General features: G+C 61.9%; 11 protein-coding genes and 1 pseudogene. 4 read left to right on the top strand and 8 right to left on the bottom strand.

Annotated elements, in window-relative coordinates; translation table 11 throughout:
• The first annotated feature begins 597 nt into the window (after window positions 1-597).
• Together B7Y43_RS15540 and B7Y43_RS15535 are read left to right on the top strand one after the other, a co-directional pair.
• On the top strand, window positions 598-1164 hold the full coding sequence (locus B7Y43_RS15540; RefSeq protein ID WP_374132585.1) for an NADPH-dependent FMN reductase: 567 nt from the start codon (window positions 598-600) through the stop codon (window positions 1162-1164).
• A gap of 137 nt (window positions 1165-1301) precedes the next feature.
• Entirely contained in the window at window positions 1302-2075 is a 774-nt protein-coding gene (locus tag B7Y43_RS15535) for a hypothetical protein (RefSeq protein WP_374132586.1), read from the top strand.
• 21 nt (window positions 2076-2096) lie between these two features.
• Here the strand turns inward: B7Y43_RS15535 and B7Y43_RS15530 are convergent.
• The 7 genes and pseudogenes from B7Y43_RS15530 to B7Y43_RS15500 form a co-directional block, all read right to left on the bottom strand.
• A pseudogene (locus tag B7Y43_RS15530) lies at window positions 2097-2246 on the bottom strand (MFS transporter); the annotation flags it as partial.
• Between the two features lie 48 nt (window positions 2247-2294).
• Window positions 2295-2924 (bottom strand): pyridoxamine 5'-phosphate oxidase family protein, encoded by a 630-nt coding sequence (locus B7Y43_RS15525; RefSeq protein WP_374132584.1) that lies wholly within the window; start codon window positions 2922-2924, stop codon window positions 2295-2297.
• Between the two features lie 48 nt (window positions 2925-2972).
• Window positions 2973-4814, bottom strand: a complete 1842-nt coding sequence (locus B7Y43_RS15520; protein ID WP_374132583.1) for an amidohydrolase — start codon at window positions 4812-4814, stop codon at window positions 2973-2975.
• A 77-nt stretch (window positions 4815-4891) separates the two neighbouring features.
• Entirely contained in the window at window positions 4892-5131 is a 240-nt protein-coding gene (locus tag B7Y43_RS15515) for a DUF1427 family protein (protein ID WP_374132582.1), read from the bottom strand.
• 22 nt (window positions 5132-5153) lie between these two features.
• On the bottom strand, window positions 5154-5834 hold the full coding sequence (locus B7Y43_RS15510) for an isochorismatase family protein (protein ID WP_374132581.1): 681 nt from the start codon (window positions 5832-5834) through the stop codon (window positions 5154-5156).
• A 37-nt stretch (window positions 5835-5871) separates the two neighbouring features.
• Window positions 5872-6564, bottom strand: coding sequence for an alpha/beta fold hydrolase (locus B7Y43_RS15505; protein ID WP_374132580.1), 693 nt, complete (start codon window positions 6562-6564; stop codon window positions 5872-5874).
• Between the two features lie 53 nt (window positions 6565-6617).
• Window positions 6618-7556, bottom strand: a complete 939-nt coding sequence (locus B7Y43_RS15500) for an alpha/beta fold hydrolase (RefSeq protein WP_374132579.1) — start codon at window positions 7554-7556, stop codon at window positions 6618-6620.
• 296 nt (window positions 7557-7852) lie between these two features.
• Between B7Y43_RS15500 and B7Y43_RS15495 the strand changes: the two genes are divergently transcribed.
• Window positions 7853-10915, top strand: coding sequence for a sensor histidine kinase (locus tag B7Y43_RS15495; protein ID WP_374132578.1), 3063 nt, complete (start codon window positions 7853-7855; stop codon window positions 10913-10915).
• Entirely contained in the window at window positions 10885-11550 is a 666-nt protein-coding gene (locus B7Y43_RS15490; protein WP_374132577.1) for a response regulator, read from the top strand. The genes B7Y43_RS15495 and B7Y43_RS15490 overlap by 31 nt, the downstream gene beginning before the upstream one ends.
• A gap of 6 nt (window positions 11551-11556) precedes the next feature.
• On the opposite strand, the gene B7Y43_RS15485 is transcribed toward B7Y43_RS15490, so the two are convergent.
• Entirely contained in the window at window positions 11557-12105 is a 549-nt protein-coding gene (locus tag B7Y43_RS15485) for a transcriptional regulator (protein ID WP_374132576.1), read from the bottom strand.
• Between the last annotated feature and the right edge of the window lie 116 nt (window positions 12106-12221).

The following is a 12221-nucleotide window of genomic DNA, read 5'->3' as shown; positions in this document are numbered from 1 at the left end:
GCCATCGGTCGCATCCTCAACCTCTACTCACCACAGGAATGCGCCAATTATTTCGCCGCATGCGGATACGATGCAGCATGATCGAAAATCGCTCTAGCCGTTCGTTCAGCTTAACTGCGACGGCAGCTACGCGCCCTAATTCCGGTCGTTCGCCAGAACGGTGGGAAATCCCAGAACCAGCCATTCGTTCAGGCGGTGTCGAAGAAGACGACGGATGGGAACCCGAACGGCTGCACTGGAGCGATGTTATAACAAAACGGACATTCGTTTTCGTTTTTTCAGGGCCTCCGCTAAGCGCCCGAGCTCAGTCGCTCGGTAGTCAACTGCGCGATGCCAAATACGGTCATCGGTTCACGAGGTCCGGGGTAGGTTCAGTGAATTGCCCTGGCGTTGCAACTTTGTTGATGGAATGGGCCAGCCCCCGGAGACTAGCTCGTCCACCCAGTTTTGGGGACCAGAGAAGCTTCGTGCTGCCGCTGTTGCGACCAACAACTCACCCATCGCAAATTCACGTCGATTAACTCGCGGCATGACCGACAGGGGTGCAGAGTCCACCGACAGATGTTCACCGACCAATCGGCAGAAGGACAAGTCGCAATGACCATAAAGAAACCGCTTCGATTCGTCGCGCTGCTCGGCAGCCTAAGAAAGGATAGCTTTCATGGCACAATTGCGCGGGCGCTTCCCTCGCTTGCTCCCGAAGGCGTTACGGTCACGTCGGCAGGATCGATCCGCGAGTTGCCCCACTATGACGCGGACCTTCAGGCGGAAGGGTTCCCGCCAGCGCTGCTAGCGATAGCTGCCGCGATTCAGGAAGCAGACGCGGTCATCATCGTCACACCCGAATATAATTATTCGGTGCCCGGCGCGCTTAAAAATGCTCTCGACTGGCTGTCGCGCCTGACCCCTCAGCCCTTCGCAGGTAAACCGGTTGCCATCCAGACGGGGTCGCCCGGCATGGTCGGCGGCGCGCGCGCGCAATATCACCTGCGTCAGATCATGGTGTTTCTCGACGCCTATGTGCTCAACAAGCCCGAGATCTTGGTCGGAGGGATGTACGGCAAGATCGACTCGGAGACTGGTGAGATCACGGATGAAGCCACCGCTGCTCTCATCGCGCAGCAACTCGCCGCTCTCGCGCGGATGGTCCGCCCTGACGAGTGAGTCGTGTTTCAACACCAACCCAAGGATCAAGCACGCAGGCGAGACCAAGGAGCGCGCTTTCGTCAGTTGGGTTGGCCCGTTCCCATTAGAAATTGCGTGGTGGAATCGTGCCACATTTCACAGCAGGGGAATTCAGCATGGCCGAGCCGATGCCAGATCGGAAACAGCAAGTCGTCGATCTCCTAAAAGCGATCGAGACGGGCGCTAGCGAGCCCGTGGGCGTGATCGACCTAAGCACATACATCCAGCATAATCTCGCCGTCGCAGATGGTGTCGGCGGCTTCAAAGCCCTCCAACAGGCGTTGCAGACGGCTTCGGCTCGGGTGAAGACGATCCGCGTTTTCCAGGACGGAGAGTATGTTTTCGCGCACACCGAGTACGACGTTTTCGGCCCAAAGGTCGGGTTCGACATCTTCCGGTTCGAGCGCGGAAAAATCGTCGAGCATTGGGACAATCTGCAAACAGCGGCAGGGCCAAATGCAAGCGGCCATACTATGATCGACGGACCGACAGCGCCTAACGAGCTGGGACGGACCGAGAGCAACAAGGCGCTGGTCCATTCCTTCGTCGTCGAAATCTTGGTCAATGGCCGGATGGAAAAGCTCGCCAGTTATTTCAATGGCGACGCTTATATCCAGCACAATCCGCTGATTGCCGATGGTCTATCGGGACTGGCGAACGCGCTTGCAGCGATGGCGAAGGCAGGCATCGCGCTGCAATACGACCGCATTCATCAGGTCCTCGGCGAAGGCAGTTTCGTATTGACGGTCAGCGAAGGCAAATTGGGCGCCGCGCCGACAGCATTTTTCGATCTCTTCCGTGTCGAAAATGGCATGATCGCGGAGCACTGGGATACGATTGAGGCAATCCCGGCCCGCAATCAATGGCAGAACAGCAACGGCAAGTTTTAACAGTTGTACCAGCGCGACCATCAGCGGGTCGCTCGACAGCGACGTCATCAGCCAGCCCGCAGCGACATCGTGCATCCATGTGCCCACCTTCGATACGATCGTAGCGATCGACAGCGCGCGGAACACCGGGTTGGCAAGCGGCCTATCCGATTCGTGGGAGGTTCGCTGCATGGGCAACGAGATCCAATTCAAGCGATCAGATGCAGCTTGTCCCGTCCATCATGCTTCTCCCGGTGTTTCGGTCTTGCGTCGCAGCGCTGCGTTTTCGCGCTCGAGCTCGGCGATGCGATCGTGAAGCAGTTGCACGGCAACGCCGACTTCGCGCTCGGTAAAGCGCGGAGTGATATGCTGCGGACAGTTCCAGTCGAAAGCGTCCAGGCGCAACCGGAAGATTCGCTCGGGCTTCGCGCCGTAACTTTCGTCGGTCAGGCGTTCGGTCAATGCGGGATCGGCATCGAGCGCAAGCTTCTCGACATGCGCAAAGATTTTCAGCCGCGCGCGTCGCGGGTAATCGACCAAGATCACGCAGGCCCGGTCGTTCGCCGTCAGATTACCCGTGCTGATATACTGCCGGTTTCCGCGATAATCGAGAAAGGCCAAGGTCTGGTCGTCAATCATCTTCAAGAAGCCATGAGGGCCGCCGCGATGCTGGACATAGGGCCAGCCGGTTTCGGAGACCGTTGCCATATAGAAACTGTCGCGCTGCGCGATGAAGGCTTCCTCCTGCGGCGTGAAACGATTGAATTCGCGATGTCCTTTGAACCCGGTCCAAAGGTGGTCGGCGTCCATTTCGGCCTGTGCGGCAAGCACACTCGGCGTCAGTGCGATGTCCATGAAGCCGTACGCCATCCAGCACCTCCGATATTTGCCTCGCCCGCGGATCAGGCGTTGTGCGTGTCAGACCGCCCAGCACGCACACCCTAGCGCGCCCCAGAAGCTGGGCAAATCTCGCGTGGGAAGCGCGCTTTGAACGGCTGCCGCATGGTCGTGCCCATGCACCGCGCAGCCGGTGGCGCAACCGCAAGCGCTGGCGGTCGCAGCCGCCTCGGGCCGCGCATAGCCCCCAAAGGTCGCGACGGGGGACCAATCGGGCAGCACCGGCGGCAGGGTCGGTGCCAGGGACTGGAAATCGCCCGATGCGTGAACCACCGTGCCGCCGAGCAGCGTCAAATCCGACCGAATGTGCGCGATGTCGCGGTCGGGCACCGTGAAGAAGTCGTCGCTCAACACGACCGCATCGGCAAGTTGCCCGACGACGATCTGTCCCTTCTTGCCGGTTTCATTCGAAAACCACGTATTCGCCTCAGTCCAGAGACGCAGCGCCGCTTCGCGGTCGAGGAGGTTCGCTTGCGGGTACAGAATGGCGCCGCCAACGGTCCTCCCGGTAACGAGCCACGCAAGCGAGACCCAAGGATTGTAGCTCGCGACCCGGGTCGCGTCGGTGCCCGCGCCCAACGGTACCCCCGCCGCGCGCATCCGATTGATCGGCGGCGTCGCTGCGGCCGCACCCGCGCCGTAGCGCTCGACAAAATCTTCGCCCTGATAGGCCATGCGATGCTGGATCGCGATGCCGCCACCCAGTGCCGCAACGCGATCTATGTTGCGCGCACTGATCGTTTCGCAATGATCGAAAAACCAGTTCAATCCTTCGAGCGGAATATCGCGGTTCACCTTCTCGAATACGTCGAGCGCGCGGCGGATGGTTTCGTCATAGGTCGCGTGCAGCCGCCAGGGCCAACGGCGCGCCGCCAGCAGACGCACCACTGGCTCGAGGTCAGCCTCCATGTTGGCCGGCATGTCGGGCCGCTCGACCCTGAAATCCTCGAAGTCCGCGGCGGAATAGACCAGCATTTCGCCGGCTCCATTGTGGCGGTACAGATCGTCGCCTTGCCCCGGCTTCACCTGGGTGGACCATGTCGCGAAATCCTTGAGCTCCTCCCTGGGCTTTTGCGTGAACAGATTATAGGCGATGCGGAGCGTCAGCTGACCGTCGCGATGCAACTCCTCGATGATCGCGTAATCGTCGGGATAATTCTGGAAGCCGCCGCCAGCGTCGATCACCGACGTGACGCCGAGGCTGTTCAATTCGCGCATGAAATGTCGCGTCGAGTTTTTCTGATACTCGGGCGGCAGCTTCGGGCCCTTGGCGAGCGTCGCATATAGGATCGCCGCATTGGGCTGGGCGAGGAGCAGCCCAGTCGGATTGCCTGCGGCGTCTCGGGCGATCTCGCCGCCGGGCGGGTTGGGCGTCGCCTTACTGTAACCCACAGCACGGAGGGCCGCCGCATTGAGCAGCGCGCGATCGTAGAGATGCAGGATGAGCACCGGTGTGTCGGGAGCGACGGCGTTCAGTTCGGCGAGCGTGGGAAGGCGCTTTTCCGCAAACTGATGTTCGGTAAAGCCGCCGACCACCCGCACCCATTGCGGTGATGGCGTGCGCGCCACCTGCGCCTTCAGCATCGCCATTGCATCGGCGAGCGTAGGAACCCCGTCCCAGCGCAGTTCCAAATTGTAGTTCAGTCCACCCCGAATGACATGGATGTGGCTGTCGATCAGGCCGGGAATCACGCGCCGTCCGCGAGCATCGATGAGGACGGCATCGGGCGCCGCCGCCGCGCGCACTTGCGCCTCGGTGCCGACAGCCAGAAACTTGCCGTCGCGCACCGCGACCGCCGCCGCACAGGGATTGCTGCGGTCGAGTGTCGTGATCTTGGCATTTACGAGGATCAGGTCGGGCATTGTCGTCCTTCCCAGGGGCAGAGCGGGGACTGCAAGTAAGGCGGCCGAAGCCAATGTTTCGCGGCGGCTGATCATCGTCACTTCGCGCCTGGCGCGGGCGCAAGGCTTGCCGGCTGCTCCCGGGGCTGCGCCGCCGCCGCCGAAGCCGATGCGCGCCCCATCAACCCCCTTGCGCCCGAGACAACCTGTTCGCCGATCAGGATGCCGAGCAGCCCCAGCAGCGCAATGACCGGCGGGGCGGGCGAGCGCACGTTGAGCAGCGCGTACAGCGCGCCCACGAGCAACCCGGCGCCCAGCGAGAGAAGATAAGGCTTCATCGGCGCGCGCTCGCTTCCTGCATTACCCCGCCGCCTTGGCGGCCTGCTGCGCACGCACATAGCTTTCGATGACTGCCGCATAGTTGGGCGCGACGAGGCCGTAGAGCTGGGCCAGATCGGCCGCTTCCGGGCGAGCCCAGGTGCGATGGAGTTCCGACAGCAGTGCGTTGGTCGAGGTCGGCTTGACGCCGCCCTGAACGAAGCGGGCAAGCGATATCCGCGATGCCATCTCGCTAGGGTCGCCCGACGCATCGAGGACGGCATAGACGTCATACCCGGCGGCGACGGCATCGAGCGCCGGGAACATCACGCAGACGCTGGTCCAGACGCCGGCCATGATCAGCGTCCTGCGTCCGGTCGATTTCACCTCGGCGACGAAATCGTCATTGTCCCAGGCGTTCACTTCGCCCTTGCGCGGAACGTAGACGGCGTGCGGCGCATCGCGGTGGATTTCCGGCATCAGCGGGCCGTTGGTGCCAGCGGGTTCAGAGGCGGTTGTGATCACGGGAATGTTCAGCAAGGTGGCGAGCTTGGCGATCATCTCGACGTTGCGACGCAGATCGGCGACGGGAATGTCCTTGACCGTCTGGAACAGTCCGGACTGATGATCCAGCAACAGTATCACAGCGTCGGACGGGTCGATCAGCGTCGCGCCGCCGCCGCTTGGGAGAACGCTGGATTTCGTGGGGGTCTGGTTTGCCATCTTCATGCTCCTGTGCTTGCTTGAACGGGGAATGAGGTCAGGCAACCGCTTCGACTGCGGCAGAAATGAAGGCTGCCACCTCCAGCGGGTGAGACAGCATAGCGGCATGGCTGCTGTCCACCTCGGAAAGTCTGGCGCCGGCGCGTTCGGCCATGCGGCGCTGGGCGCTCGGCGGCACCATCCTGTCAGCCTTGGCGACAAGGTAGAATGTCGGCTTGGTCTTCCATCCCGCGCGCGTAACGGAGGCAGTCGCTGCGCCGAGCCACCAGGGCACCTGTGCCGCCGCCATGAAGCGGGTGAGGGCGGGATCAACGTCGGCGGCAAAGGCCTGCGGAAATTGGGCCGGGTCGACGACCAGATAGCCGTTTTCGGGCGGCAGCACGGGTGCTTTCACTTCGCCTGCTTCGGCAGGCACTTCGTTGAGCGCCGCGACTGACTCGCCCACGTCGGGCACAAAGGCGGCGATGTAAGCGATGGCCTTGACCTTGGGGTTGTCACCGGCTTCGGTCACGACTGCGCCGCCATAGCTGTGGCCGACCAGAATCACCGGAAATCGCGCGGCGCTGATCGCCTGCTCGGTCGCGGCAACATCGCCTTCGAGTGTGATGGTCGGGTTCTGGACGATCAACACTTCATGGCCCTCATCCGAGAGCTGTGCTTGCACGGCCTGCCAGCCTGAGCCATCGACGAAGGCACCGTGGACGAGCACGATCGATACGGGATTAGCCATGAAGAGTCCTTTCAAAATTGGGTTGCCGCCACCTGCACGGGGCACAATGGTTGTTACTTGCAGACCTTGCGATCCAGGAAGTTGCGGATCAGCGGTGCCATGACGTCGAGGCGGTCTTCCAGCGCGAAGTGGCCGCTATCGAGAATGTGGACCTCGGTCTTGGGCAAATCGCGCAGATACGGATGAGCGCCAGCCTCTGGGAAGATGTTGTCGTTCTTGCCCCAGACGATGATCGTCGGCGGCTGATACTTGCGGAAGAAGGCTTGGAATTGCGGATAAAGCGGCACGTTGGAGCCATAGTCCCCAAGCATGTCGAGCTGGATGTCGCGATTACCCGGCCGGTCGAGCAGTGCTTGGTCATGCACCCAATTGTCAGGGCTGATGCGGGCCGCGTCGCCCATGCCGTCGGTATATTGGAACTTTGTGATGTCGAGCGTGACCAGGCCGTTCAGCGCATCGCGGTTCTTTTGTGAGCGGTCGCCCCAATAGACCTTGATCGGATCCCAGAACGGCGCCTGCAGACCCTCGGTATAGGCATTGCCGTTCTGGACGATCAGGCCACTGACGCGCTCGGGATGCTTGAGCGCGAGTCGGTATCCGATCGGCGCGCCGTAATCCATGACGTACATCGCGTAGCGCGTGGCGCCGAGCTGGGTCACCAGCTTGTCGAGGATATCGGCCTGATGCGCGAAGGTATAGGCGAACTGGGTCGGGTCAGGCGCGTCGCTCTGGCCGTACCCCGGATAGTCGGGCGCTATCACACGGTAGCGATCGGCGAGCAGCGGGATGAGGTTACGGAACATATGCGACGACGTCGGAAAGCCATGGAGCAGCAGCACGACCGGTGCGCCGACGGGACCTGCTTCGCGATAGAAGACCTTTACGCCGTCGATCGAGGTCGACTTGTAGTGGATGACGGGGACGGCGCGCGCGGCCAGTTGCGGCTTGATTGCCGCGCAGTTCGCCTGCGCAGCAGCCGGTGCGGCCAGCATCGCGCCGGCCAAGACGATCGGGATCAGTTTTTTCATACGTTCCTCCGCTGGGGCAAATATGCCTGGGCAGTGTCACCGTCTCGCCGTGACATTGTGGTTCCGGGGTATCACGCTGCCGACACGCGACGGAGTAAAGCGCGGTAAGCTGGGGTAGTTCTGCTCGGCTTCGGCACCGTGATGGGTTGCCGGGGGCGACGGCTGCGCGCACAACTTGATTGTCCGGGTGTGGTGGTGGCCCGGCATGCCGCGCGAGCCCGTTGGCGGGCGCGTGGGAGCCGCACCCTAGGGGGCTTAGCATGGATGCACTGGTTGCATTTGTCCGCATGTCATCAGTTCGGGCAGCGGGCCGCGCCTTTGCGCTGCTGCTCCCACTCGCGATCCTGCTTGGCGCACCGCACGCTGGTGCCCAGTCTGCGCGCGACGCCGTCGTGCAGGCGGCATTGCCGCAGTTCAAGCACACCCGCTGGACGGCGGATGAGGGCGCTCCGCTCGCGATCACGCAGATTGCCCAGACCCCTGATGGGTGGCTTTGGCTGACAACGTTCAACGGCTTGCAGCGGTTTGACGGGGTAACCTTTGAAACTGTTGCGCCGCCTGCCGGGTCGCCCTTGGAACACTATCTCGCGTCGGGACTCTATGTGAGCCGGTCCGGCGAACTTTGGGTTGGCTTTTCGAACAATGGGGGCGTTGCAGTCTATCGCAATGGTCGCCTGCAGGACACGCGAATGCCGTCGCCCGGCGCCGCCGTGACTGGCTTTGCGGAAACGCCCGATGGTGCAATCTGGGCAGCAAGCCAAGAAGGCATGCGACGGTATTTCGGCGGCCGCTGGCAAGACGTATCGCGCCAGATGGGCGTTCCACAAGGCTCCGTAACGTCGATGAAGGTCGGGGCGGACGGAACGTTCTGGATCGCAATCACCAAAGGCGCGGGGCGCTTGGCGCGCCTCAGGCCTGGAGCCTCCCGCTTCGAAGCTCTTTCCTATGAAGTCGGGCCAAGAGCCGGCTTGACGGAGGACCGGCACGGTCGTCTTTGGGTTGCCGACAAATTCGGCACCAGGATCGCTGCGGACCGGAACGGGCAACTGTTGCCCGCCCAGGTCCTCTATCCGCCTATTGCCGGCCTTTCCCGGGCAAAGCCAACATTTGACGATAGCGGCGCACTTTGGTCAACTACCTCATCTTCCGGTATTTTTTATATTCGGAACGCAGCGGAGGCCGCCGGCGGAAAGAATTCGGAAGTAGTCAGGTACGGCCTGTCAGATGGGCTGACTTCAAACATTTCTCACGGGTCGCTTCGCGATCGAGAAGGCAATATCTGGATAACAACCGATGAGGGACTCGACCAATTCCGGATTGCATCGGCGCTTGTAGAGCCTGCACTTTCGGGCGGCACTTATAGCAATATCTGGATGGCAAGAGCGGCAGACAAATCGATCTACATTTCATCCAGCGCGGGTGTTTTTCACATCGCTTCCGGACAAGCACCCCGTCGAATTCTGGACTATCATCTGGACGGTCTCTGCGCAGCTTATGATGAAGGTATTTGGGCAGTTAATGCTACGGACTTGCTTCGTTACAGCCGGGGTCGATGGAGCCGAGTTCAGGCCCTGCTACGCGAGAAACGAACGGGTGATTGCACCGAAGACCGACATGGGCGGCTATGGCTGACAATGCCCGACGGAACATTGAGTTGGCGCGACGCCAACGGTTGGCAAGTGGCCGGGCCACAGATCCGTAAGTCACTGTGGTGGGAAATCATCACGACGCCAGCGGGTGATGTCGCCTTCAAGACGAAAGACGAGTTCGTCCAGATTCGCGGCAACCGTCAATTTGTGACCAAGCTTGCTGCCCAGGACCGGGGAGACTATGCGATGGTCGCGCCGGGACTTGCGGACGTTTTTATTGGCACGGCCACCGGATTGTTGCGGGTGCGTGACGGCAAGTTTGCAAGGATCGACAAAGGCCGGGTGCCTTGGCTCGCGAGAGTGCGCTGGCTTGTACAAACCTCGGGGGGCCAAACCTGGCTGTTAAGACGCGACGGGGTGTCAAGGGTGGTAACCGCCGATCTGGATAGGGCCTTCGACGATCCTCGGGCACCGCTCCAGCGAGTGTTCTTCGGTCGCCAGGATGGCGCCGGCACAACGCAGAATCAGGGGATCACCGGTCCGCAGGCCGCAATCGATGATACGGGCCGCTACTGGTTTCTTACCTACGGCAGCGTTTCGTTCATCGATCTGGCGAGGCTTCGGCGCAATGCGTTACCGCCACCCATCGTCATTCGATCGCTCGTGAGTAACGGCCAAACATTTCGCGACCCCGTTCGGATTGTGCTGAGGCCAGGCACACGGTCGCTCGACATCGCATTTACCGCGCTTAGTCTGACCGTGCCGCGTCGCGTTCAGTTTAGAGTCCGTCTGGAAGGCGTGGACGATGACTGGGTCGATCCTGGTACCCGGCGCACCGCATCATATTCCAATCTCGGCCCCGGCAGCTACCGATTCCACGTGATTGCGGCGAATAATGACGGCGTGTGGAATTCCAAAGGAGCGACACTCGATTTTGAAATTCGCCCGACGTTCTTTGAAGGGTGGCCGTTCCGGCTGTTGCTTGGAGCCGCACTGGCTGTTGTGATATGGCTCGCATATTCGATGCGGCTTCGGCGTGTAGCGAACCGTATCCGCTCCCGGATGGCCGAACGCATGGAGGAACGCGAACGCATCGCCCGCGACCTGCATGACACGCTTTTGCAGTCGGTGCAGGCGTTGACACTGCGATTCCAGTTGGTGGTCGACGAACTTCCCGTCGATGAACGCGCAAGGCCTGCGCTCGAGGCGGCGATCGATCGCGCCGATGAGGTGGTCGCAGAGGGCCGCGACCGGGTAAAGGATCTACGTCTGCCGAATGAAGCCGGCGACATCGCACAGATCATGACAGAAATCGTCGCGCAGCAGGGGTTCGATCCCGCGGTCGCCGTATCAATTGAGACGGTCGGCATTGCTCGCAGTCTCGACCCGCTGGCGCTCGACGAGATCGTGCGCATCGCCGGCGAAGCGGTGTTCAACGTTCGCCGGCATGCCCGCGCGACGCGGATCGCGATCGAGATCCGCTTTCAGTCGGGCTTCGCGATCTGCATCGTCGATGATGGCGTGGGGATCGCGCCAGCAATTATCGAACAGGGCGGGAAGGACGGCCATTTCGGCTTACCGGGCATGCGAGAGCGTGCCCGCAAGCTCGACGGCGACCTGCTCATCCGACGGATTCCTGAGGGCGGCACGCAGGTTGTGCTCACTGTCCCCGGCAGGATCGCTTACCAGAAGCGTGTTTGGCGATGGCCTTCGCGCTGGTGGTGGTGGGCATGACCGTGCCCGACCCGGCAGCGCCCATCCGCGTGCTGATCGTCGACGATCATCCGATCGTCCGTGAAGGCATCGCCGCGCTGATCGAGCGACAGGCAGACATGGTCACTGTCGGCGAGGCGTCGAGCGGCGAGGAGGCGATCGCATGCTACGCCGCGCTCCTGCCCGACGTGACGCTGATGGACGTGCAAATGCCCGGCACCGACGGCATCGCCGCGGTGGAAGCGATCCGCCGGATCGCCACTAACGCCGCGATCCTGATGCTCACCACTTACCCCGGCGATGCTCAAGCGGTTCGGGCGATCCAGGCCGGGGCAGCGGGCTATTTGCTCAAGAACAGCATTCGCAAGGAATTGCTCGACGCGATCCGATCGGTGCACGCCGGTCGGCGCGCGGTCAGCCCCGACATCGCCCATGCGCTTGCGGTCCATGCGCTCGACGAGCGGTTAAGCGAGCGCGAAGTAGCGATCCTGCGCCTGATCGCCGATGGGCACGCCAACAAGCAGATCGCCTGGCGCCTCGGCGTTTCAACTGACACAATCAAGGCCAATCTGAAGCAATTGTTCGCCAAACTGGGCGTTGATGATCGCACACATGCTGTCACCGTCGCGGCGCGACGCGGCTTCATCGAGCGCTAGCTTCGGTCAGGCGCGACTGCTCGATATGCCGTCGAACCGATCTGGCAAAGCCGGGGGCGACCCGTTTCTGATCTGCTGAAGCTCTTCCCTGATGGCTTCGATGGCACCGATCAGACCCGCAATCCGTGCTGCGGTGACAGGGTCGCCATCGACCAGCGAGATGGAGCGAGGTTCCGACGCGCGCACTGGAGCGATGAAGCGATAGCCCCGGCCCACCACGGTCGCGATGAAGGTCGGCGCAGCATGGCTTTCCCCCAGCGCCCGTCGCAGGCTCGCCATGTTGACCTTCAGATTGGCTTCATCGACAAAGGTCGTCGGCCACGCGCGGGCGACAAGCGCCTGCTTGTCGACCAATTCGCCCGGACGCTCGACCAACGCGGACAGCAGATCGAGCGCTCGTCCGCCAACACGCACCGGAATTCCGCGCTTCGTCAACGACTGGCGCTCGGGGCAAAGGACGAACTGCTCGAAGGCAAAGGATCGCGCGGACGGGCCAGCAGGGAAGAAGGGCAAATCCGATATCTGCGCCGATATCTGGTAAGCGGTGATCGACATCGTTTGACCTCCTGCTTCTCTTCAAGGTTCCTTCGACCCGCTGATACGCCCGTCGCGTGGGGCCAAGGCTCGGGGTGACACCCGATGTCCTCCTTCTAGCGCGGTCAAGGGGCACG

The sequence above is a fragment of the Sphingomonas sp. 28-62-20 genome (assembly GCF_002281505.1).
The sequence above is the reverse complement of the archived record's forward strand: the minus strand, read 5'-3'. Positions and strand labels throughout refer to the sequence as shown.